We start from the raw sequence: 22,025 nt of genomic DNA on the forward strand, positions 1-22,025 counted from the left end.
GGCCCCGCCGCCCTGCCGCGCCGCGCGCGGCCGTCGCAGGGTGGCGGGGGACAGCCAGATACCGCACCAGACAGCGAGGTGGACCGTGATGCGCACCGCCGGCCCCGGTGGGCGGTTCCGCCCGGGAAGACTCGGGGCGTCGTTGCTGCTCCTGATCCCCCTGCTCGCGGTGACCACGGCTTCCGGGGAGGGCAGCGCCGAGCCCCGGCCGCAGGCGGCCGACGCCGCGGCCACCCGGATCGCCTACGCCGGTACCCGGCACCGCAGCCTCGGCGAGGTGGGCGCGGACACCGATACCTACAGTGCCCCGCTCTTCGGCACGGGCCCGGCCCACTTCGACCTCCAGCCCTCCGCCCTCGGGGACACGATGGTCTTCGTGAGCCGGCGCGACGAGAAGGCCCCGCAGGTCTATCTGCGGACCGCCGACGGTTCGGTGCGCCGTCTCACCAGCGGCCGGTACGCCGGGCATCCCCAGCTGACACCGGACGGCCTGTCCGTCGTGTTCGACTCGGCGGAACCCGGTGGCCCGGACGGCCGGAAGCAGCGCGACCTGTGGAGGGTGCGCACCGACGGCACCGGTCTCACGCGGCTCACCGACACACCCTGGGACGAGGAGTGCCCGACGGTGTCCCCGGACGGGCAGCGCCTGGCGTACTCCGGCGGCAGCGACCCGGTCGCCGGCATGCAGATCTACGTACGGCCCCTGGGAGGCGGCGCCGCCATCCGGGTCACCGACCCCCAGAACGGCGAGGCCACCGAGCCGGCCTGGAACCCGGTCGACGACCCCGCGCACCGGGACCTGATCGCGTACACCGCCTCCGGGCCGCCGGGGCCCCGGCTGCGGGTGACGGACGGGCGCACCGACGGGCCGCTGCTCGCGGGCGCACAGGCAGAGTGGCGTACCCACGGGGCAGCGTGGCTGCCCGACGGGGGCGACGTGCTGTTCCTGAGCCCCGACCGCACCTGTGACTGCGAGGGCGACTGGGACCATGTGTTCCGGGCGACCCCGCACTCCGGCGACACACCGGAGCTGAAGCTCAGCGAGGACCGGGAGGTCGAGTCGCCCACCTGGATCGGCACTCTCGCCGACGGCCGGGTGGTGGTCGAGCGGATCTCGGCCACCGGACCGCACGAGGTGACGCTCCAGGACGCCCGCTCGGACGGGTCCGATCCCCGCGACCTGGGGCTGCCGATCCTCAACGAGGACCCGGCCGCCGACACCGACACCGATCCGTCCCACGACCCGCTCTTCCGGCCCGCGGCCGGGTCCGACCCGTGGACCGAACGGCAGAACTACACGCCCGACGGCCGCCAGATCGTGCTGACCCGCTTCGAGGGCACCGCCGACAACCGGGTCGAGCGGATCTGGCGGGCGGATGCCGACGGCACCAACGAGGCGTACATGAAACTCGACGGACGTGGGCCGAAGGACTGGGACACCGATCCGACGTTCTCCCCGGACGGCAAGTACCTCGCCTTCACCCGCGTTTCGCCGGGCGGCGTCGGTGACGCGGCGGGACCCAGCAGCATCCTGATCGCGGACGTCGCGAGCGGCGAGATCCGTGACCGGATCACCGCGCCGGCCGGGCAGCCCCAGGGCGGCGACGCCCAGCCCACCTGGTCCTCCGACGGCACCACCCTGGCCTTCACCCGCAACCAGGTGATCGGCGGGACCGGCGGCAACAAGCACATCTGGACCGCGCCGGTGAACGACCTGGCCGCCCAGCGCGACCTGAGCGCCACGATCTGCCCGGGGGACTGCGAAGTCATCGACGACAGCCCGGCGTTCTCGCCGGACGGGCGCGGTGTCGCCTTCAACCGCAAGAACGGCGGCGGCCGGATCGACGAGCACAACGGCATCCTGCTGACGTCCCTGGCCGACGGCGCCTGCCAGGTGCTGCTGCCGGAGGCCGCCCACGACATCCCCGACAGCTGCCGCCAGGAACTGCCGGACACCTCCGCCACCGGCCCGTTCCAGCCGCGTGACGCCGCCTGGACGGCCGACGGCACGGGCCTGGTGCTCAGTTCCCGCGAAGCCCTCCCGGCCAACAGCCCCGAGAAGCTGTACCTCCTGGACGTCGCGACCCGCGCCCTCAGCCCGCTCACCACCGGTCTCCCGGGCCGGCAGAAGGAACCCAGCGTCCAGCAGTCCGTGGACCTCGCGGTGCAGGCGCCCGGCAACGTCCCGGCGGTCGCCGTCGGCCACTCCACGACGGTCCGCGTCGACGTGGTGAACAACGGCCCCGCCGCCTCCCCGGGCACTCGCCTGACCGTCGCACCACCGCCCGGAGCGAGGATCACCCGGCTGACCCCGCCGGAGGGGACGTGCGATGCCGCCTCCCTCCAGTGCGACGTCGGTGTGGTCCCGCCCGGTGCGACCGTCCCGGTGAACGTCACCGTCGTCGGAGTCACCCCCGGCGACGCGCCGTTCGACTGGTCGGTGACGGGCGCCGTGGTGGACCCGCAGCCCAGCGACAACACCGGGCGGACCGTGGTGCCGGTGCGCGAGGACACCCCGCCCCCGACGACGACACCGGCACCGCCGACACCGACCCGCGTACCACCCACCACCCCGCCTCCCACCACCGCACCGCCCACCGTGCCTCCGGCGCCGGACGAGCCAGAGGCGGGACCCGGGGTACGTGTCACGGCCCAGCCGAACCCCGGCTACGTCGGCGGACGCGTCGTGGTCACGTACACCGTGCGCAACGGCCGCGAGGCACTGGCGACGGGGCTGCGGCTGAAGGTCGGTCTGCCCCGGGGCATCCCGGACAACGGCCCGCCGCCGGGCTGCGACCGCACCTGGGTGTGCGCGCTGCCGGACCTGGCCCCCGGCGCGAACACCGTCGTACGCGTCGTCCTCAGCCCGGACAAGGCGCTGACCGCCGACGTCACCGGCCGGCTCACCACCACCGGCACGGACGCCGACAAGCGCGACAACACCGCCCGCCAGCGACTCCGCATCCTCCAGCCGCGCATCGTCGCGGTGCCGCCGATCGGCAAGCCCGGCTTCGTCACCTCGGTGCGCGGCAAGGACTTCCCGCCGGGAGCGCCCGTGCGGTTCACCTGGAAGCCGGGGATCACCGCCGCGGCGGCGCCGACCGTGCCACAGCCGGACGGCACGTTCATCGGACAGCTGCTCATCCTCGCCAAGGACGAGACCGGCCCGCGCGTCATCACGGCCAGAGGCCCCGGGTTCTCCCCGGTGAGGACCGACTTCCTGGTGGTCATCGGCAACTGGCAGCCGCCCGGCGAGATGACCCGCCGGTGATCCACGAGGTCGACGAGGGAATGCGCCGCCTGCTCGCCGGATCCGGCCTGGAGGCATCGGGCGTCGACGTGGTCTTCGACGCCCCCACCAAGGACTGGGCGGCACGCCGCAACGCCCCGACGGTCTGCGTCTTCCTGTACGACATCCGCGAGGACGTCACCCGGCGCGGCAGCGGCGCCGGGGAGGTGTACGACGCGGACGGGAACGTGGTGGCGCGACGCACCCCGCCGCGCTGGTTCGAGCTGACGTACCTGGTCACGGCGTGGGCGAGCCGCCCCCAGGACGAGCACCGGCTGCTCTCGCAGGTGCTCGCCTGCCTGGTGGCCACCGACACGCTGCCCGCCGGCCTCCTCACCGGCACGCTCGCCGAACTCGGCCTGACCGTGAGCCTGGACACCGCCGGGGGCAAGCTCGACGCACCGGCCGCCTCCGATGTGTGGTCGGCGCTCGGCGGGGAGCTGAAGGCGTCCCTCGGGGTGGTGGTGCGCGCGCCGCTCGCCGGGGTGAGCAGGCCCGTCGCGTCGCCGGTCACCGAAGGGCTCGTCGTGCGCTCCGCCGCCCGGAGCGAGGGCGGGGAAGCGGTGCCGGGACGTCGGCTGCGCTATACGGGGACGAGCGAGGCGGGCCCGGACGGCTTCGCGGGTCCGCGCGAGCGGCGGCCCGCCCCCGCCCGGCGAAGCCGAGGGGACCGCCAGCCGTGACCCACACCGCCGAACCCCCTGTCCTTGCCGCGCCCGGCCCCGCGTCTCGTCCCGCACCGGATGCCGTCTCCGCCGACGTCTCCGCCAACGTGGAGCACCTCTGGGCGCGGATCCGCCTGATCGAGGAGCGGGTACGGCGGGCGGTGGCGGCCCGCCGCGCCGCCGACCCCGACCCCGACGACCCGTACCGGGGCCAGTACTTCACCCCCGAGGCGATCACCCGCATCCTGGACGATCCGGGCGGCCTCGACGTACCGGCCCACGAGCCCTGGCAGCCGCCTCCCGGGTCCGTTCTCGAAGGCCTCGCCGCGCGGTTCGGCCTGTCGGCGCTGGATCTGGACCTGCTCCTGATCGCGGTGGCACCCGATCTCGACGCCCGGTTCGAACGGTTCTACGGCTATCTCAACGACGACCTGACGCGCCGTCGACCCACGGTCGGCCTCGCCCTTGAGCTGTGCGGGCTGGCCGGCGCGACAGCCGCCCGATTCCGGCTCGCCCCGGGGGCGCCGCTGGTCGAGGGAGGCCTGTTGGAGATCACCGAGCCGGAACGGCCACCGCTCTCCCGGGTGCTGGCGGTCCCCGACCGGGTGTCCGGGCACCTCCTGGGGAACGCGCGGCCCGACGCCCGGCTCGCCGGGGTGCTCGGTGAGGTCGGCGAGGACCCGACCGCCGAGGCGGCAGAGGTCCACCGGGCCGCGGCCGCGGCCGGTACGGGCACCGGCCTCGTCCACCTGCGCAGCCGGGGCGGCGACGCCGAGGGCCTGGCCACCGCGGCCCTGCGCGCGGCCGGGCTGCGTCCGCTCGTCCTGGACGCGGCGGCGCTGGCCCGGCGCTCCGGCGATGTGCCGGAACTCGCCCGGATCGCCGCCCGTGAGGCCCGACTGACCGGCGCGGGCGCCGTCCTCGGACCGCTGGAGGCGCTGCCCGCGGAACCCGCCGAACGGGCCCGTACGCTCGGGGCGTTGTGCGCGGCGCTGCGGGGAATCCCGCTGTTCACGCACGGCACCACCGGCTGGGACCCGGCGTGGGCGGCCGACGCCCCCGTCGTGCTGACCGTGGCGGCGCCCTCTCCCGGCCGGCAGGCCGCGCGCTGGCGGCACGCCCTCGACCGGGCCGCCGGTGACGACTCGGCGACCGGCGACGCCGAGGTGCTCGCCAGGGCGGTCGCCGCGCACCGCCTGGACGCCGGGCAGTTGCGCCGTGCCGCCGACGCGGCGGTCCGCACGGCCGCCCTCGCGGGCGGCCCGGTCCGCCCCGACGACCTGCAGAGCGCCGTACGCGCCCAGAACGGCGCGGGCCTCGACCGGCTCGCCCGCCGGGTGGAGCCGGGGGTCGGCTGGGACGACCTGGTCCTCCCGCCGCTCACCCACCGGCGGCTGCGCGAACTCGCGCTGCGCGCCCGCCACCGCGAGCAGGTGCTCGGACAGTGGGGGATGCGGCCCGGCGGCGGACGGGGGCGCGGCGTGATCGCCTTGTTCGCGGGTGAGTCGGGCACCGGCAAGACCATGTCCGCCGAGGTCGTCGCCGCGGACCTGGGCATGGACCTGTACGTGGTGGACCTGTCCACGGTCGTCGACAAGTACGTCGGCGAGACCGAGAAGAACCTGGAGCGGATCTTCACCGAGGCGTCGGCGGTCAACGCGGTCCTGCTCTTCGACGAGGCCGACGCGATCTTCGGCAAGCGCTCCGAGGTGAAGGGCGCGCACGACCGGCACGCCAACATCGAGTCGGCGTATCTGCTCCAGCGCATGGAGTCGTTCGACGGGATCGCGGTGCTGACCACCAACCTCCGGGCCAACCTGGACGAGGCGTTCACGCGCCGCCTGGACGTGGTGGCGGACTTCCCGGTGCCCGACTCCGGTCAGCGCCTCGCCCTCTGGGACCGGTGCCTGGGCGAACGGCTGCCCAGGGCCGACGACCTGGACCTCGGCTTCTGCGCGGACCGCTTCGAGCTGGCCGGAGGCTCGATCCGGGCCTGTGCGGTGACCGCGGCGTACCTCGCCGCGGAGTCCGGCAGCCCGCTCACGATGCGGCAGGTGGTGACCGCCGTCGTGCAGGAGTACCGCAAGCTCGGACGCCTGGTCTTGGAGGGCGAGTTCGGCCCGTACATGGCGGATGCCGGCGGAGCCTGAGGGACGGGGCCGCCGGCCCCCGGGTCCCGGCCCGCCTCGGTGCGTTGCCCGAACGACTGTGCCCGCTGCCTCTCCGCCGCCCTCCCGCCGGCCCCTCATCGGCGCCGTCCTGCCGCGCTCCTGCCGCGCCCCCGGCGGGCCGCGCGGGCCGACGGTGCGTCCGGGCTGGTGGGCGGGGGCGCGAGGGCGGCGGTGGATGACGTCCGGACGGCCAGCGCGGGGAGTCCGGAAAGGCAGCGGTCCTGCCCCCGGCCAGGTCCGCGCGTCCCTGTCGCTGTGGCGGACCGGCGGCGAAGACTCGGCCTGGACACAGGTGACCCGTAAGGACGCGAAGGAGCGAGTATGCCGACGTACCTCACCCCGGGTGTGTACGTGGAGGAGGTGCAGTCCGGTGCCCGACCGATCGAAGGGGTCGGCACCGCCGTCGCCGCGTTCGTGGGGTTCGCCCGGAACGGACCGTTCCACGCACCGACTCTGGTCACCTCCTGGGACCAGTACACCCAGCTGTTCGGCGGTTTCACCGAGGGCACCTATCTGGCCCACGCGGTCTACGGGTACTTCGCCAACGGCGGAGGCGCCGCGTACGTGGTGCGGATCGGCGGCCCCGCGGAGGGAGCCTCCGCGGCCGACGGCGCGCAGCGGCCGGAGGCCGGGGCTGCGCAGCCCGTGGAGCTCGGCGGCTTCCTGGTCGTGGCCCGGCCGGGCCTCTCCGGGGTGTCGGTGGAGATCGCCGACGCGGACGGCGAGAACCCGCCGGAGGACCGCTTCAAGGTCCTGGTCCGCCAGGGCGACAAGGTCGTGGAGACGTACGAGGCCTCGACCCGGAAGAACGTCAAGGGGTACCTCGTCAGCCAGGCGCGTGCCTCCAGCCTGATCGAGGTCACCGAGCAGCGCAACGCCCCCCAGAGCAGGCCCGCCGGCCAGACCGTGGCCCTGCCCGACGCCCCGGCCGCACCCGCCGCGCCCGGCTCCGGCGAGGTGGCACGCCTCGACGCGTCCGAGTACGTCGGCGACGTCGCGGCCCGCACGGGGTTCGGCGGCCTGGAGACCATCGACGAGATCACCATGGTCGCGGTGCCTGACCTGATGAGCGCCCACCAGCGCGGCGACATCGACGCGGAAGGCGTGCGAACGGTGCAGCTCGCCGCGATCGCCCACTGCGAGCAGATGGGCGACCGGGTGGCCGTCCTGGACACCCCGCCGGGACTCACCGCCCAGCAGGTGCGCACCTGGCGCAACGACGAAGCCGGGTACGACTCCCGGTACGCCACCCTCTACTACCCGTGGGTGCGGGTCTTCGACCCGGCCGCCGGCCGCAACACCACTGTCCCGCCCAGCGGCCACATCGCCGGGGTGTGGGCACGCAGCGACGCCGAGCGCGGCGTGCACAAGGCGCCCGCCAACGAGGTGATCCGGGGCGCCGTGGACCTGGAGCTGCGGCTCAGCAAGGGCGAGCAGGACCTGCTGAACCCGATCGGCGTGAACTGTGTACGGGCCTTCTCCGGCCGTGGCGTCCGGGTGTGGGGCGCCCGCACCCTCTCCTCCGACCCGGCCTGGCGCTACCTGAACGTGCGCCGGCTGTTCAACTACCTTGAGGAATCAATCCTCCTGGGCACCCAGTGGGTGGTCTTCGAGCCCAACGACGACCGGCTGTGGTCGAGCATCCGGCGCAACGTCACCGCGTTCCTCACCGAGGAGTGGCGCAGGGGCGCGCTGTTCGGCCGCACCGCCGAAGAGGCGTTCTACGTGCGGTGCGACCGCGACAACAACCCGCAGGAGTCCATCGACCAGGGCCGGGTCATCTGTGAGATCGGTGTCTCGCCGGTCAAGCCCGCGGAGTTCGTGGTGTTCCGGCTGGCTCAGTTCTCCGACAGCACCAGCCTCATCGACGAGTGACCCGCGGGTCCACAAAGAAAGGTGACAGACAGTCATGGCAGAGGGCGATGCTCTTTCCACTCACGTCTTCGGCGTGCAGCTCGGCGGCTACCTGGTCGAGTCGATTCAGGAGATCAGCGGGCTGACCGTCGAGGAGGAAGTCGTCGAGATCCGCCAGGTCAGCGCGGAGGGCAAGCAGATCATCCGCAAGCAGCCCGGCGCCCGGCAGGCCGGTGAGGTCACGATCACCCGGGGACTCGACCAGAGCAGCGAGTTCACCACCTGGATCAAGGAGACCCTGAACAAGGGTGCCGTGGACACCGCGCGGCAGAACCTCACCATCGAGATCAAGGACTCCGAGGGCAGCACCGTCAGGCGCATCCAGCTGATGCAGGGCTGGGCCTCGAAGTGGGAGGGCCCGTCACTCAAGGCGGGCGAGTCCGCCGCGGCCACCGAGACGGTCACGATCGTCTTCGAGGAGATCGTCGTCGAATGAGGCGTCGTACGGTGTCCGCGGGCAGCCTGGAGGAGATCCTCCAGGCGACGGAACCCGCCCCGGCTCCGGAGCGGGCGGCGGCCACCCCCGCCGCCGCCCCGGCGGCCGGTGAGGAGCACAGGCTGCGCACCGAGTTCGAGTTCGAGCTCCCGCGCGGATACGTGGACGAGGCGGGCACGGTGCACCGTCACGGCTCGATGCGCCTGGCGACCGCCCGGGACGAGCTGCGGCCCCAGATCGACCTGCGGGTCAAGGAGAACCCGGCGTACCTGAGCGTGGTGCTGCTGAGCCAGGTGATCACCCGGCTCGGCGCGATCACCGATGTGCACGCCGGGGTGGTGGAGCGGATGTACGCCACCGATGTGGCGTTCCTCCAGGACTTCTACCGGCGCGTCAACAGCGAGGGCCACACGCGGGCGGCGGTGACCTGCCCGCACTGCGAGGGCGGCTTCGAGGTCGACCTCTCGGGTGGGCGCCTGGGGGAATCGTGACGTACGCCCTTCCCCGGCTCCGGGAGGAGATCGCGTACATCGCCTACCACTTCCACTGGCAACGCGAGGAGATCCTCGACCTGACGCACGGCGAACGCCAGCAGTGGGTGTCCGAGATCGCCCGCATCAACACCCATGTGAACGAAGGCGGTTGAACGCATGGCATGGCGGGACAGGCTGCGCCGCCGGGCTGCCGGGCCGGACACCGCGGACCGCCCCCGGCGTACGGAGCGCGCCGGGACGGGCGGCTCGTCCGGCGACGGCCCGGACCGGAGCGGATCCGGTGCCCCGGGTTCCTCCGTGCCCGGCGACTGGGACGGCGGCTGGCGCAGCACCACACCGCCGGAGCTGACCGTGGCCCGCGCCCCGATCGTCGTCAGCGACGGCCTCGCCTTCCGCGCGGGCCTCGCGGCCTGGCAGAACCCGTCGTTCGACGCCGGCCTCGGCCACGCCCTGCTGCCCACCGCCCCGACCGGCCTGGTACGCGGCGTCACTCCGCCCGCCGCACCCCAGCCCACCCGCACCGGCAGGGGCCCGCTGCTGCTCAGGGCCCTGCGCCCGGCGGGGGCGGACAGCCCGGACCGCGGCACATCGACCCCTGGTGCTCCGACTGCCGTAGCCCCGAACGCCGGCGCTCCGAATGCCGGGAGCGCGGACGGTGCCGCGCGGCTGCCGGCCGCCCGGTCACCGCAGGTCTCGCGCCGGACACGTCCGGGAGCGCGGCAGGCCGGTCCGGCGCCGTCCGCCGCGCAGCCCTCCGCCACACGGCACTCCCATGGCGACGGGGGCGGGGGCGGCAGGGAGGCGGTGGGCGCCGGCCCCGGTCCGGAGCCGGCGGCCGCGGCGGCTCACCCCGGCGACACACCCGCTGTGGAGAATGGCCGTTCGGGAGACATCTCTCGGACCCGTGGCATCACGTCCTCGGAGTCCCCCGCCACGCTCGGCCCGTCACGTCCTCCTGTCCAACGGGCAGCGACGCCGGGAACGGGTCCGGTTGTGACCCCCACGGACACGGGCGCCGGCCGCGAGCCGGCCGCTCCGCACATTCCGCTGGTACGACGGGTGTCGGTGGTCCCGGGCACCGCCGCCAACAGCCCCGTGGCCCGGTCCGCCTCCGGTGGCCGTGCCGCGCGGGCACCGTCCGGCACGTCCGAGCCGCACTCCGAGCGGGCGTCCCGTCCGTCGGCCGGTTCGGGGAGCCGTACGCCGTCCGGCCCTGCCCTCCAGCGCACCGTGACGGGAACGACGGAGTCCAGGGCAGCCCGGGGACACCGGCACCGAGAGTCATCCCGCGCCCCTGAGGCCGAGGTGTCCCGCGAGGCCGTGCGGCTCCGCCCGGTGGGCCCTTCGCCGACCGCCGCCCGCCGAACGGCCGGCCCACCCGTGCGCCGGCTTCCTGCCCTGCGCCCCACCACCGTCCCGGCGCCCGGCAACGGCACCGGCACCGAAGCGCCGGGCCCCGACACCACCGCGACGGCCCCGGCCGGGTCAGGGGCACGCCCGGCCGCGCCCGCACAGCGCACCGTCAGCCGTGCGCCCCTCGGCGCACCGCTGAGCGAACTGCCTCCCACGTCCTTGCCGTTGGCAGCGGATGCCACGGCCGTCCCCGCCGCGCCCAGTACCGGACCCGCGTCCAGCGCCGGACCCGCGATCGGTCCGGCGCTTCCCGTCGTCCAGCGCCGCTCCGAGGGCACGGCCGGTACCCCGACTCCGAACGCCGGCGGCTCGAAGGGCACGCCCCCCGTGGCGTCGGACGGCACCGCCGACCGGGCCGATGCCCCTGGGCGGACCCCGGGCCGTCGCTCCACGGCACGCGCGCGCGGCGGCCTGGGCGCGCCGTTGTCCGAGCTGCCGCCCAGCGCCGGTCCGGCGGGTTCCACCGTGTCCGGTGCGCGTGCCTCCCGTACAGCGCCCGGATCCGACATCCAGCGTGCTCCCGCACGTCAGGACCGGAGTTCCGGCGCGACTCCCGCGCCGCCCGCGGCGGACCGGGCCCGGACGCGCGCCGAGGGCGCACCGCTTGCCCCATCCTTCGCCGTGCCCCTCGCACAGGCAGGGGGCGGAGCAGACGCGCCGCTGCTGAGCGCGAGTGACGTACAGCCCCGTCTCACCTCCAGCGCCGGAACGGGCGACGTCCAACGCAGCCTCGCCGACCGCTCCTCCACCGGAAGCACCGCGTTGCCCGGTCCCACGGACCACGGAGACGGACCCGCCGGGCCCCTGGTCGCGCCGTCACGGGCCGCCGCCACCCGCCATCCGACCGGGGAGAGCGCACGGGAAAGCCCCACAGCCGGCACAGACACCGCACGACTGTCTGGCACCGGGCGATCGGCAGGCGGCACCGGCACCGCAGGCACCACGGGTAGTACTGGCGGCGCTCGGACCCTCAGCGCCGGCGGCCCGCGCCCGTTCGCCGTGCCCCGCGCCGGAACGCACTCCGCTCCGACGGCACCCCACACCAGCACCGCCACCCGCACCCTCTCGCTGCTCGCCGCGCGCCCGCTCCGCCTGAACACCCGGGCTCCGGAAGGCGTGGCGGCGCCCGCCGGCCCCGGTTCCGGTGGCCGCCCCGTGGTGGCCGCACGCTGGCCCGGCACACCGGCTCCACACCGGAGCGGCCCCGCACAGCAGTCACCGGGTCCGTCCTCAGCGGCCCCGGTGGCCCCGGCTGCGCCGCAGGTCCAGCGGGCCGCCGCCGGGCATCCCGGCCCCGGACCGGTGGGGCGCGCAGTCGGAGGCACCGGCGCTCAGGGCCCCGTACAGCGCGTCCCGGTCGTCAGGCCCGCGCCGCCCCTCCGGGGGACGCCCGGGGAGGCATCCCCGGGAAGTGCCGTACCGCTGCGGCCCCTCCCGGTGACCGCTCCGCAGGCGCAGGCACTCGCGGGCCGCCCCCCGGTCACACCGGCACATGCGACACGAACCGTCCCCGTGGTCCGGCCACGGACCGTCCCGCCGGGCCCCGCAGCGGCGGTCGGCGGAACCGGCCGGGCAGCGCCCCCCGTCCAGCGAGAGGTCACCGGTGCCGGTGAAGGTGCCGGTGACGTCTCCGTATCCAAGGGCGGACCGGCCGCCAAGGCGGAGACGGAGCAGCGGTCGGCCGCGGCGTCGGCCGCCCCCGGCAGGGGCGCGGCCGGACAGGCCGGGATTCCGCAGGGCACCGGGGCCGAACTGGACGAGCTGGCGCGCCGCCTGCTCGACCCCATGGCCCGGCTGCTGCGCACCGAACTGCGGCGCGGCAGGGACCGCACGGGCCGCCCCTACGACGGACGCCGCTGAGAGCACGGAACGGATGACGGACCAATGACAGACAGCATCTTCGCGACCAGCGTGTTCTTCCGGCTCGCGATTGCCGGGAACGACCTCGGCGCCTTCCACACCTGCTCCGGCATGGGCGCCGAGGTAGAGATGGAGAGCTATGCCGAGGGCGGCAACAACGGCTTCACCTGGCAACTGCCCGGACGCGTGACCTGGACGAACATCACGCTCACCAGGCCGGTCACCGCCGACACGGCGAAGATCGGCCGCTGGCTCGACGAGACGCTGCGCCGGGTGGAGCCCAAGGACGGCGAGATCGTGGCGCTGAAACCGGACTTGACCAGGATCATCAGCTGGCAGGTGTTCGGGATCGTCCCGGTCCGCTGGCAGGGGCCGTCCTTCGACCCCGCACGATCGGAGGCCGCCGTGGAGACCCTGGAGATCGCCCATCAAGGCCTGCGTCCTTCCTGACACGCCCTCGTGAAGCCTTGGCGGGCCGGGCGGTAACCACCTGACCGGCAACAAGCCCCTGTATCCGCTGTCCACTCCCTCCGCCCACGCAACCCGCACCGGAAAGGAACTCCAGGCATGTCTCCCGCGGTGCGCTCCAGCCGGGCCAGAGCCCAGCTGACCCTGAAGGAGCCCCCGGCCTCGGTCGGCGCGAAACCCGGCGGGACGGTCGCGCGGCTCGACCTCCAGTTCAACCCCTCCACTCTGGAGCTGCGCAAGACCACCGAGTGGCGGCGCTCCCCGTCCCGGATGGCCGGGCAGTCGGCGCTGCCCGAGTTCGTCGGCAGTGGCCCGCGCACACTGAGCCTCGAAGTGTTCCTGGACGCCACCGCCACCCATGACAACTCCGTGGAGCAGGCGGTGGAGAAGCTGATGAAGGCGTGTGTGCCGACCCCGGCCAGTCTGGGCCGCAAGAAGCCCGCCAGCCCATGGGTCCGGTTCGAGTGGGGCACCGCGCGGACGACCGCGTTCGACGGGGTGCTGTCCAGCCTGTCGGTGAGCTACACGCTGTTCGACGTGGACGGCAAGCCGCTGCGGGCCACCTGCTCGCTGTCCATCGAGGAGGCGAGCGTCGACCCGGCGGGCCAGAACCCGACGTCCGGCGCACGCACCGCCCGCAGTACGCACACCGTCGTGGCGGGCGACAGCCTCGCGATGCTGGCCTGGCGGGAGTACGGCGACCCGACGGCCTGGCGGGTCATCGCGGAGGCGAACGGAATCGACGACCCGATGGCGCTCGCGCCCGGCACCGAACTGGTGGTGCCGGCACTGCGGGACACGGGGAATGAGGAGGAACGGTGAGCACAACCGAGGCCCAGGGCAGCCGGTCGTTCACGGCGGACCCAGTCGTGGAGACGCCCGCCGAACTCCCACAGGTCTGGGCGGCCCAGCTGGTGAGCTGTGTGGTGGACGAGAACGTGGGCCTGCCCGACGCGGCGGTTCTCACCTTCCGCGACCCCGATCACGAGTTCCTGCAGGCGACCGGCGTCACCATCGGCACCCCGCTGCGGGTCTCGGTGGTGACCGCCTCCGGGCAGGCGCGCGAGCGGCTGTTCGACGGTGAGGTGACGGCTCTGGAGCTGGACCGGGACGGCACGGGCTCGTTCACCGTGGTGCGCGCGTACTCCAAGGCGCACCGGCTCCAGCGGGGCCGGAAGGTGGTGGCGTACCGGAACATGACGGCGGCGGCGATCGTCCGCAAGGTGGCCGCCGGAGCCGGGCTGGCCTGCGGAACGGTGCAGGCCGCACCGGTCACGTATCAGCAGCTCTCGCAGGCGAACGTGTCCGACTGGGACTTCCTGCAGTACCTGGCGGGCGAGAGCGGGGCCCAGGTGCGCGTCGACGACAAGGGGCTGCTCCAGTTCACCCGGCCGCAGAAGGCGTCCGGCGCGCCCGCGCCGTCGACCTCGGCCACGCGAAGCCCGATGGTCCTGGAGTACGGCCGCAACCTCCTCGCGCTGCGGGCCTCGCTGTCGGCCGCGGACAGCGCGGCGTCGGTGGAGGTGCGCGGCTGGGACGTCACGACGAAGCGGCCGCTGGTGGCCCGGAATCCGTCCGTGGTCAGCGAGACGGCGGTGCCGGGTCTGAGCCCTTCGGTGAGTGCCCGGTTCGGCACGGCCAAGGTCACCGTCACGGACACCCCGTACCGCACCCAGGCCGAGACGACGGCGGTCGCGGACGCGACGGCCGCCCAGGTCAGCGCGGGCTTCGGGGAACTGGAAGCGGTGGCCGAGGGCAACCCCCGGCTGCGGGCCGGCAAGCCCGTGGCGCTCGGCAACGTCGGGCAGGCGTTCTCGGGCCGCTACACGGCCACGGCGGTGCAGCACGTTCTGGAGCCGCACAACGGGTACCGGACCACGGTCTGGGTCGGCGCGGGCCCGGACCGCTCCCTGACGGGCCTGGTGACCGGCGGGCCGGACCGCGGCCCCCGGATGCCCGGTCTGGCGATCGGCGTGGTGACGGACGTACGCGAGCCGGACGGCGCGGAACGTGGCGCCGTGCGGCTGAAGTTCCCCTGGCTGGACGAGAGTTACGTCACCGACTGGGTGCGCACCGTGCAGTGGGGCGGCGTCGGCGGGGGAGGGGTGGTGAGCGCGGAGGTCAACGACGAGGTGCTGGTCGGGTTCGAACAGGGCCTGCTGGACAGCCCGTACGTCATCGGCGGGCTCTACAACGGCGTGGACCAGCCTTCGCCCCATGACGTCCCGCTGATCGACAGGACCAGCGGAAAGGTCAACCGCCGGTCGGTGGTGTCGCGTTCGGGGCACCGGGTGGAGCTCCTGGACGCGAGGGCGCCGGGCCCGTCCGGGCTGCGGCTCCTGACCGGTGACGAGCGCCTCGAAGTACGTCTCGACGACCGCAGGAACCGGATCGAACTCACGGTGTTCGCGGGGCGTGGCCGCCCCCTCACCTCCGTCGTGCTCGACAAGGACGGCATCACCCTGGACGCGAAGCTGGGCAACGTGAGCGTTCGGGGCAGACAGGTGGACATCGACGGGACGGACGGGGTGCGGATCGGCGGCCGGTCGGTGAAGGTCACCGGCGGTTCGGACGTCACCGTCGACGGCGGTCTGCTGGGCGTCCTCAAGGCCCGGCTCATCCGGATCAACTGAGAGCCGGCCCGTGCCCACCCCCGGCCCCCGCGCCCAACCCGTCCCACCGACCGAATCCGCGACCGGCCCTCGGGCCCATGACCTTCCGCAAGGAGTGCCGTATGCCAGCCGCAGCCCGTACCGGCGACCCCACCAGCCACGGTGGGGTGATCGCCGCCCCGCCGCCCGGCGCCGCCGCCGCGGTGATGCGCGTGCTGATCGGCGGCCGTCCCGCCGCCGTCGTGGGCAGCCTCCACACCTGCCCGATACCGCCGCACGCACTGCTGGGGCCGGCCAACGTGATCCTGCCCGACCCGGCCGCGCTCGCCACGGGCATGGTGCTGATCGGAGGGCTGCCGGCCGCACGGGCGGGCGACCGCACGGCGTGCTCCGGGAACATCGTGACCGGAGCCCAGAACGTGCGGATCGGGGGCATGTGATGAGCGAGCGGTTCATCGGGCGCGGCTGGGCGTTCCCGCTTCGGGTCGGGCCGACCGGCGGGATCGCCATGGTCGAACGGGCGCAGGAGATCGAGGAGGCGATCCGCCTCGTGCTCGGTACCGCGCCCGGCGAGCGCCCCATGCGCCCCGAGTTCGGCTGCGGCATCCACGACTACGTCTTCGCCCCCGGCAACGGTGCCACCGCCGGACGCATCGCGCAGCAGACACGCGAGGCCCTTGAACGCTGGGAGCCGCGCATCGCGGTGGACGACGTGGTGGTCGCCTTCGACGCCGTCGAGGACGGCACCCTCTACATCGACGTGCACTACACCGTGCGTTCCACCAACGACCGGCGCAACCTGGTCTTTCCCTTCTACACGATCCCCTCGGAAGAGGAGACCGAGGAATTGGTCGCGGACTGATGGCTCTGGACTTCCCCAACCTGGACGACCGCCGGTTCCAGCAACTCGTCGACGAGGCGAAGCGGTACGTGCAGCAGCGCGCCCCGGAGTGGACCGACCACAACGTCTCCGACCCGGGCGTCACCCTGATCGAGACCTTCGCCTACCTCGTGGACCAGCTGCTGTACCGGCTGAACCGCGTCCCGGACAAGAACTACACCGCTTTCCTGGACCTGTTGGGCATCTGCCTGTTCCCGCCGGCGGCGGCCGGGGCCGAGGTCGACTTCTGGCTGTCGGCCCCGCAGCCCGAAACGGTGGCGCTCCCCGCGGGCACCGAGGTGACCACCGTGCGCGGCGAGACCGAGGAGGCCGTGGTGTTCACGACCACGGACGAACTCCACATCATCCCGAGCGAGTTGACCGGTCTGGTGACCGCGCCCCGGACCGGTGAGCAGAGCGACCGGACCCGGACCCTCGCCGAAGGCCTCGACGTGCCCTGCTTCCAGGCGACACCGGAGCCCGGCGACGCGCTGCTGTTCGGCCTGCCGACGCCGGTGCCGCGCTGCGTGGTCGCGGTGCGCGTGGACAGCAGGGTGGAGGGCATCGGTGTGGACCCGCGCCAGCCCCCGCTGGTGTGGGAGGCGTGGGACGGCGGCGGCTGGCGGGAGTGCGAGACCGGCACGGACACCACCGGGGGGCTGAACCGTCCCGGCGAGGTCATCGTCCACGTACCGGCCGGGCACACCGCGTCGGTGATCGGCGGGACCCGCGCCGGCTGGCTGCGCTGCCGCGTCACCGAGCCGGAGCCGGGCCAGCCGTTCTACTCGGAGTCCCCGACGGTGCGCGAGGCGGCGGTGTTCACCGTGGGCGGCACCATGTACGTCGAGCACGCCGAAACGGTGACCGACGTACCTCTCGGGACCTCGGAAGGCGTCGCGGGGCAGACGTTCCGGCTCGGCCGCCCGCCGGTCCTCCTCGACGGCGAACCCCCGGTGGTGGAGGTGTCCTCGGCCGAGGGATGGCACCGCTGGGAGGTGGTCGAGCACTTCGGCCGCTCCGGGCCCGCCGACCGGCACGTCCGCGTGGACGCCACCAGCGGCGAGTTCACCTTCCCCCCGGTGCTGCGCGAACAGGACGGCACGCTGCGCCAGTGCGGCGCCGTACCGCCCAAGGGCGCGCAGATACGGGTGGCCCGCTACCGCACCGGCGGAGGCCCGGCGGGCAATGTCGCACGCGGAGTGATCTCCGTGCTGCGCAGTTCCGTGCCGTACGTGGCGCGGGTCACCAACCGGGAGGCGGCGCGCGGCGGGGTCGCCGGTGAGACCGTCGCCAACGCCAAGCTCCGGGCGCCGGACGCGCTGCGGATGCAGGAGCGCGCGGTGACCGCGGAGGACTACGAGATCATCAGCCGCCGGGCGGCTCCCTCGGTGCGCCGGGTCCGCTGTCTGCCCGCGGGGGACGGTGCGGGCGCGGTGCGGGTCCTGGTGGTGCCGGACGCGGTGGCCGACGAGGGCGACCGGCTCCGCTTCGAGCAGCTGATCCCCTCGGACCAGGTGCTCCAGGCGATCACCGCGAGCCTCGACGAGCGACGGCTGATCGGGACCCGCCTCGTGGTGGAGCCGCCGGTCTACCAGGGCGTCACCGTCGTGGCCCGGCTCACGGCGGCGCCGGGCGACACCGACCGGGTGCGCGACGCCGCGCTCGCCGCACTGTTCCGGCTCCTCAACCCGCTGCACGGCGGTCCGGACGGCACGGGGTGGCCGTTCGGGCGGCCGGTGCAGTACGGGGAGGTGTTCGGCGTGCTGCAACGCGCCACCGGCAACGCGCTCGTGGAGGAGATCCGGCTGTTCGCCGCCGACCCGACGACGGGCCGACGGAGCGCGCCGTCGGACCGCATCGACGTGGGCGCGGGCGCGCTGGTCTTCTCGTACCAGCACCAGGTGGTCGTCACCGCGATCGAACCGGAGGTACGGGGATGAGCCGCGCCGCCGTACCCGGCCTGCCCAGCAGGTACCCGATCGGGGAGCAACTGCCCGCCCTGTACGCCGACGACGACTTCGCGCAGCGGTTCACCGCAGGTCTCGACACCGTGCTCGCCCCGGTGTTCGCGACCCTCGACAACCTGCCCGCCTACTTCGACCCCCGGGTGACCCCGGCCGACTTCCTGGCCTGGCTGGCTTCCTGGGTGGGTGCGGGCGACGACCCGCAGTGGCCCGTGGAACTGCGCCGGGAGGCGGTCGTCCACGCGGTGGAGCTGCACCGCTGGCGCGGCACCAGGCGTGGCCTGGTCGAGGGGTTGCGGCTCGGGCTCGGCGTCCATGCAGAGGTGACGGGGGACGGCGGTGCGGTGTGGTCGCGTACCTCCGGCGCCGACCTGCCGCCGCGGCCCCCCGCCGAGATCCTGGTCCGGGTGTGGCCGGGCCGCGAGGCCGCGGTGGACGCGACCCGGGTCAACGAGATCGTCCGGGCCATGTGCCCGGTGCACACCGTCTGCCGGGTGGAGGTCCTGCCCGGCCCACCCGCCGATGAAGGGAGGTGACGCGATGCGCGCGTGTCCCACGTGCGGGGCGTCCAACGGCTCAGCGGACGACTTCTGCGGCAACTGCGGTGCGTACCTGGGGTGGTCGGACACCACACCGCCCCCGAGCACACCCTCGCCCGCCCCGGCCGCACCCGAACCCACCCCGCGTGACACCACCGCGGCGCCCGCCGCGAACGAGCCCGCGTCGGTGGATCCTCCCACCGACGGCCCGCCCGGCGCCGCACCCCCCGCGCCCGCGCCGACTCCTGCCGAACCCGGCCCGGGGGCGCGCCCACCGCGGCCCCCGGCCTCACCCGCCCCCGAGGCGTCCGTACCGGACCCCGTGCTGCCCGTACTCCCCGCGAAGCCGGTGGCCAGGCGCCCCGTCGTGCGGTCCGCGGCGGTGCAGGAAGAGGCGGCGGGGGTGCCCTGCCCGGCCTGCGACACGCCCAATCTGCCGGACCGCCGGTTCTGCCGACGCTGCGCGGCTCCGCTGAACCCCACCGCGAAGCCCGCCCCGCTGCCGTGGTGGCGGACCGTGTGGCCGTTCCGCCGCCGCCGGGCGCGGGCGAGTTCGGGCCGGGTGGTCCGGGGTCTGGTGATCCTGGCCGTGCTGGTGGCCCTGTGCGCGGGAGGCTTCCTGCTGCTGCCGGCCGGCCGCGCCCTGATCGAGGACACCCGGGACAAGATGGGCAAGCCCAAGGCCGTGACCCCGGTCGCCATCGCCGCGAGCGCCGAGATCCCCCGGCACCCGGCGAAGAACACCACGGACGGGCTGAGCAACCGCTACTGGGGCGCACCCGGGCCGCAGGCCTCGGTGACGTACACCTTCAGCAAGCCGTTCCGGCTGGTCGACGTGCTCATCACCAACGGGGCGTCCAAGTCCCCGGAGGCCTACGCCCGTGAGGCACGCGCGCTCCGGATCGACCTGGAGGTGACGACGGAGGACGGCGAGAAGCACACGAAGCAGGTCACCCTCAGCGACAAACCGGGCGCGCAGCCGGTTCCCACCGGGATCAGCGACGTGAAGACGGTACGCCTGATCCTGCACTCGCCCACGGGCCTGACCGAGGGCCGTCATCTGGCCCTGGCGGAGGTGGAGTTCTTCCAGCGGAGCTGACTCGCGGCCAACCGGCGGTCCGTCCCGGTCACAGGTGCTGGCCGCCGTCGATGACTATGCTGCTGCCGGTGCTGAGCCGCAGGGAGGTGACAGCACCGATCAGTGAACAGGCGACGTCGTCCGGGTCGGCGACCACCGGGAGAGGCGCGGACTCCGCCTGTGCCCGGAGGGTGGCTGGATCCCGGCCGGGTACGAAGTTCGTGTCGACGGCTGCCGGGGAGAGGCTGAAGACGCGTATGTGCGGGCCGAGCACGCGCGCGAGGGAGGCGGTCATGACGTCCAGGCCGGCCTTGGCGGCACAGTAGGCGATGCAGCTGCCCAGCCCGGTGAAGCCGGATATCGAGGAGATGTTGGCGACGGCGGCGTCGCCGGAAGCGCGTAGCAGCGGCATGAAGGCGCGGATCACCGAGAAGGTGCCGCGCACGTTCAGCGTCAGGACGCGGTCGAAGGCCTCGTCCGTGAGCGCTTCGAGGTCGGCGTGTGACACCTTCTCGGTGACGCCTGCGGAGTTGACGAGCACGTCCACCGAGCCATGGCGGCGGGCGGTTTCCTCTGCGGCTCTGCGGATGGCCGAGGAGTCGTCGAGGGGAATGTGCGCCGAGCTGTGTCCGGTGCCGGGCAGGGTGGCGATGAGTTCCTGTGCGCGGCTGCCGCCCGTGTTGTAGCCGACGACCACGGCGGCCCCGGCCTCGGCGAGGCGTCGCGCGCAGGCGGCCCCGATGCCGCTGCTTCCACCGGTGACCACGGCCACCTTGCCGTCGAGATCGAAGAATCCCAGTCCGCCCGACCGTATTTCAGCCATGAGTACGCCCTTGTCTTGGCTCATTCACGTGAGTTCTCAGCGCATGAGTCATCGTATCAATTCGATGCTTATCCATGGGGTGCGTTGGCTGCCCGCAGGTGCGAAGTGAAACGGAATACCTTCATCCGGCCGAACGAATACACCACGAAGATGACAAGGGTTTCATTCCGGCCATGTGTTCACCCATTATCATTCACGTATGAGCAATGTTTATTGATGTTGAAAATGGGCTAGGATCACAGGATATTTCATACTGCAATCGTGCGTCCGGTCCCGCTGACGAATACGCGACTGTGAAGGGGGCTCCGTTCGAGGAGATCGCAGGCGAGTCGGATCGATCCGACGAGATCTCCGGCGTCTGTGGCTTCGAAGTCAGCCCTCGGCACAGCGATTGCCTCATCCCTGGGAGTGTAGTGAGCCTGTCTTCCGCGCAGTCGTACCTATGGACCGGTCGGGTACTGCAGTCGTTGCGCCGTAGCCTTCTCGAACATGACTTCCTCGAAATACTTCCGGCCCTGCTCTCGTCCGAGGCGGAGCCGGGCGCGCGGCACTCGGTGGCGGTCCTCGGCGACAGGGCGAGACCGAAGGTGACCGCGGAGAGCGACGGCCGGGTCTCGGTGGACGGGAAATGGGCGTACCAGTTACCCGTGAGTCACTCGGTGGAAAAGCAGATGGCTCTTGAGCACGCCGACCGGGTCTACTGCCTGACGCCGTGTCTGAGACTCCTCATGGACGGAGAGGAGGCGTCGGGCAAGCACCTCTACACGTTCTTCCAGGTGGTCGTCGAGTGGCGGGCCGCGGACGCGGACGAGGCCCTCACCGTCACCGAGAGCATCCTCGGGAGCCTGGCCCGCCATATGAAGCCGATTCTCCCCGATGACGCGGGCACGGCAGTCACCCGGCTCCAGGGACTGCGAAGCGCTCCCTACCCCCGAGTCTCCTTCGCGGACGCGCTCAAGCTCGGCGGCCGCAAACCGGACGAGCCGCAGAACAGTGATCTGACCCGCGAGGAGGAGCGGACCCTCACCGACAGCTTCGACTCACCCTTCTGGATCCACCGGTACCCACTCGGTGTGCGTGACTCGCTCTATCAGCGAGGTGAGGACGGTCTTCAGGAGACCTACGACCTCATGCTGCCCGCGGGGTACGGCGAACTCGCCACCGGCGGACTGCGGCCGCGGGACAAGAGGGAGATCACCGAACAGTCCCGGCTGCTGGGTGGCGAGCCCAATCCGGTGTACGCCGACTGGAAGGAGCGTTCAGGGATCCAGACGGCCGGTTTCGGTCTCGGCTTCGAACGGCTCGTGCGGTACTGCGCCGGTGCCGACAGCGTCCTGGATCTCCTCGCGGCTCACGATTCCGGACCCAATCGACGCATCGGGGCACACGAGTAGGCCACCGAGTACCGACCGCCACCGC

18 protein-coding genes are annotated in these 22,025 nt (G+C 73.3%); 17 read left to right on the plus strand and 1 reads right to left on the minus strand.

Features of this window, described 5'->3' with window-relative positions; genetic code table 11:
• Positions 1–88: 88 nt before the first annotated feature.
• From ACIQM0_RS14655 to ACIQM0_RS14730, 16 genes are all read left to right on the plus strand, one after another.
• The gene (locus tag ACIQM0_RS14655; protein ID WP_401286287.1) at positions 89–3,271 is read left to right on the plus strand and encodes a hypothetical protein; all 3,183 of its coding nucleotides are present in this window, start codon (positions 89–91) and stop codon (positions 3,269–3,271) included.
• Positions 3,268–3,972, plus strand: coding sequence for a DUF4255 domain-containing protein (locus tag ACIQM0_RS14660; RefSeq protein ID WP_401286288.1), 705 nt, complete (start codon positions 3,268–3,270; stop codon positions 3,970–3,972). Before ACIQM0_RS14655 ends, ACIQM0_RS14660 begins: the two co-directional genes overlap by 4 nt.
• Positions 3,969–6,104, plus strand: coding sequence for an ATP-binding protein (locus tag ACIQM0_RS14665; protein ID WP_401286289.1), 2,136 nt, complete (start codon positions 3,969–3,971; stop codon positions 6,102–6,104). Before ACIQM0_RS14660 ends, ACIQM0_RS14665 begins: the two co-directional genes overlap by 4 nt.
• Before the next feature lie 342 nt (positions 6,105–6,446).
• Complete coding sequence (locus ACIQM0_RS14670) at positions 6,447–8,000, plus strand: phage tail sheath family protein (RefSeq protein WP_401286290.1); 1,554 nt, start codon at positions 6,447–6,449, stop codon at positions 7,998–8,000.
• A 34-nt stretch (positions 8,001–8,034) separates the two neighbouring features.
• Positions 8,035–8,475, plus strand: coding sequence for a phage tail protein (locus tag ACIQM0_RS14675; RefSeq protein ID WP_363022511.1), 441 nt, complete (start codon positions 8,035–8,037; stop codon positions 8,473–8,475).
• A complete protein-coding gene (locus tag ACIQM0_RS14680) occupies positions 8,472–8,966 on the plus strand; it encodes a hypothetical protein (protein WP_385040083.1) in 495 nt (164 codons plus the stop codon). The genes ACIQM0_RS14675 and ACIQM0_RS14680 overlap by 4 nt, the downstream gene beginning before the upstream one ends.
• On the plus strand, positions 8,963–9,121 hold the full coding sequence (locus tag ACIQM0_RS14685; RefSeq protein WP_164494501.1) for a DUF6760 family protein: 159 nt from the start codon (positions 8,963–8,965) through the stop codon (positions 9,119–9,121). Before ACIQM0_RS14680 ends, ACIQM0_RS14685 begins: the two co-directional genes overlap by 4 nt.
• Before the next feature lie 2,773 nt (positions 9,122–11,894).
• Positions 11,895–12,242, plus strand: a complete 348-nt coding sequence (locus tag ACIQM0_RS14690; RefSeq protein WP_401286291.1) for a hypothetical protein — start codon at positions 11,895–11,897, stop codon at positions 12,240–12,242.
• A gap of 24 nt (positions 12,243–12,266) precedes the next feature.
• Positions 12,267–12,692: a phage tail protein gene (locus tag ACIQM0_RS14695; protein ID WP_363022505.1), complete on the plus strand. Its 426-nt coding sequence runs from the start codon at positions 12,267–12,269 to the stop codon at positions 12,690–12,692.
• Positions 12,693–12,809: 117 nt separating this feature from the next.
• Positions 12,810–13,532 (plus strand): LysM peptidoglycan-binding domain-containing protein, encoded by a 723-nt coding sequence (locus ACIQM0_RS14700; RefSeq protein WP_401286292.1) that lies wholly within the window; start codon positions 12,810–12,812, stop codon positions 13,530–13,532.
• Positions 13,529–15,343, plus strand: a complete 1,815-nt coding sequence (locus tag ACIQM0_RS14705) for a VgrG-related protein (protein WP_401286293.1) — start codon at positions 13,529–13,531, stop codon at positions 15,341–15,343. Before ACIQM0_RS14700 ends, ACIQM0_RS14705 begins: the two co-directional genes overlap by 4 nt.
• Positions 15,344–15,444: 101 nt before the next feature.
• The gene (locus ACIQM0_RS14710) at positions 15,445–15,762 is read left to right on the plus strand and encodes a PAAR domain-containing protein (protein WP_401286294.1); all 318 of its coding nucleotides are present in this window, start codon (positions 15,445–15,447) and stop codon (positions 15,760–15,762) included.
• A complete protein-coding gene (locus ACIQM0_RS14715) occupies positions 15,762–16,184 on the plus strand; it encodes a GPW/gp25 family protein (RefSeq protein ID WP_362955306.1) in 423 nt (140 codons plus the stop codon). Before ACIQM0_RS14710 ends, ACIQM0_RS14715 begins: the two co-directional genes overlap by 1 nt.
• Positions 16,184–18,142 carry a putative baseplate assembly protein gene (locus tag ACIQM0_RS14720; RefSeq protein WP_401286295.1) on the plus strand — a complete coding sequence of 653 codons (1,959 nt, stop codon included), beginning with the start codon at positions 16,184–16,186 and terminating at the stop codon, positions 18,140–18,142. The genes ACIQM0_RS14715 and ACIQM0_RS14720 overlap by 1 nt, the downstream gene beginning before the upstream one ends.
• On the plus strand, positions 18,139–18,702 hold the full coding sequence (locus ACIQM0_RS14725; protein ID WP_401286296.1) for a phage tail protein: 564 nt from the start codon (positions 18,139–18,141) through the stop codon (positions 18,700–18,702). Before ACIQM0_RS14720 ends, ACIQM0_RS14725 begins: the two co-directional genes overlap by 4 nt.
• 4 nt (positions 18,703–18,706) lie before the next feature.
• The gene (locus ACIQM0_RS14730) at positions 18,707–19,804 is read left to right on the plus strand and encodes an NADase-type glycan-binding domain-containing protein (protein ID WP_401286297.1); all 1,098 of its coding nucleotides are present in this window, start codon (positions 18,707–18,709) and stop codon (positions 19,802–19,804) included.
• Between the two features lie 28 nt (positions 19,805–19,832).
• Here ACIQM0_RS14730 and ACIQM0_RS14735 read toward each other — a convergent pair whose 3' ends face one another.
• Positions 19,833–20,606: an SDR family NAD(P)-dependent oxidoreductase gene (locus ACIQM0_RS14735; RefSeq protein WP_401286298.1), complete on the minus strand. Its 774-nt coding sequence runs from the start codon at positions 20,604–20,606 to the stop codon at positions 19,833–19,835.
• A 206-nt stretch (positions 20,607–20,812) separates the two neighbouring features.
• On the opposite strand from ACIQM0_RS14735, the gene ACIQM0_RS14740 reads away from it, so the two are divergent.
• Positions 20,813–22,000 (plus strand): amino acid--tRNA ligase-related protein, encoded by a 1,188-nt coding sequence (locus ACIQM0_RS14740; RefSeq protein WP_401286299.1) that lies wholly within the window; start codon positions 20,813–20,815, stop codon positions 21,998–22,000.
• Positions 22,001–22,025: the final 25 nt, after the last annotated feature.

Source organism: Streptomyces sp. NPDC091387 (assembly GCF_044756945.1).
Taxonomy (GTDB): Bacteria; Actinomycetota; Actinomycetes; order Streptomycetales; family Streptomycetaceae; genus Streptomyces.

What these genes read in the sequence shown, in the direction of transcription:
- ACIQM0_RS14675 (WP_363022511.1), top strand. Translation starts at nt 8,035, where the DNA reads ATGGCAGAGGGCGATGCTCTTTCCACTCACGTCTTCGGCGTGCAGCTC.
- ACIQM0_RS14715 (WP_362955306.1), top strand. Translation starts at nt 15,762, where the DNA reads ATGAGCGAGCGGTTCATCGGGCGCGGCTGGGCGTTCCCGCTTCGGGTC.
- ACIQM0_RS14735 (WP_401286298.1), bottom strand. Translation starts at nt 20,606, where the DNA reads ATGGCTGAAATACGGTCGGGCGGACTGGGATTCTTCGATCTCGACGGC.
- ACIQM0_RS14725 (WP_401286296.1), top strand. Translation starts at nt 18,139, where the DNA reads ATGAGCCGCGCCGCCGTACCCGGCCTGCCCAGCAGGTACCCGATCGGG.
- ACIQM0_RS14710 (WP_401286294.1), top strand. Translation starts at nt 15,445, where the DNA reads ATGCCAGCCGCAGCCCGTACCGGCGACCCCACCAGCCACGGTGGGGTG.
- ACIQM0_RS14740 (WP_401286299.1), top strand. Translation starts at nt 20,813, where the DNA reads ATGTTTATTGATGTTGAAAATGGGCTAGGATCACAGGATATTTCATAC.
- ACIQM0_RS14680 (WP_385040083.1), top strand. Translation starts at nt 8,472, where the DNA reads ATGAGGCGTCGTACGGTGTCCGCGGGCAGCCTGGAGGAGATCCTCCAG.
- ACIQM0_RS14700 (WP_401286292.1), top strand. Translation starts at nt 12,810, where the DNA reads ATGTCTCCCGCGGTGCGCTCCAGCCGGGCCAGAGCCCAGCTGACCCTG.
- ACIQM0_RS14695 (WP_363022505.1), top strand. Translation starts at nt 12,267, where the DNA reads ATGACAGACAGCATCTTCGCGACCAGCGTGTTCTTCCGGCTCGCGATT.
- ACIQM0_RS14655 (WP_401286287.1), top strand. Translation starts at nt 89, where the DNA reads ATGCGCACCGCCGGCCCCGGTGGGCGGTTCCGCCCGGGAAGACTCGGG.
- ACIQM0_RS14730 (WP_401286297.1), top strand. Translation starts at nt 18,707, where the DNA reads ATGCGCGCGTGTCCCACGTGCGGGGCGTCCAACGGCTCAGCGGACGAC.
- ACIQM0_RS14720 (WP_401286295.1), top strand. Translation starts at nt 16,184, where the DNA reads ATGGCTCTGGACTTCCCCAACCTGGACGACCGCCGGTTCCAGCAACTC.
- ACIQM0_RS14670 (WP_401286290.1), top strand. Translation starts at nt 6,447, where the DNA reads ATGCCGACGTACCTCACCCCGGGTGTGTACGTGGAGGAGGTGCAGTCC.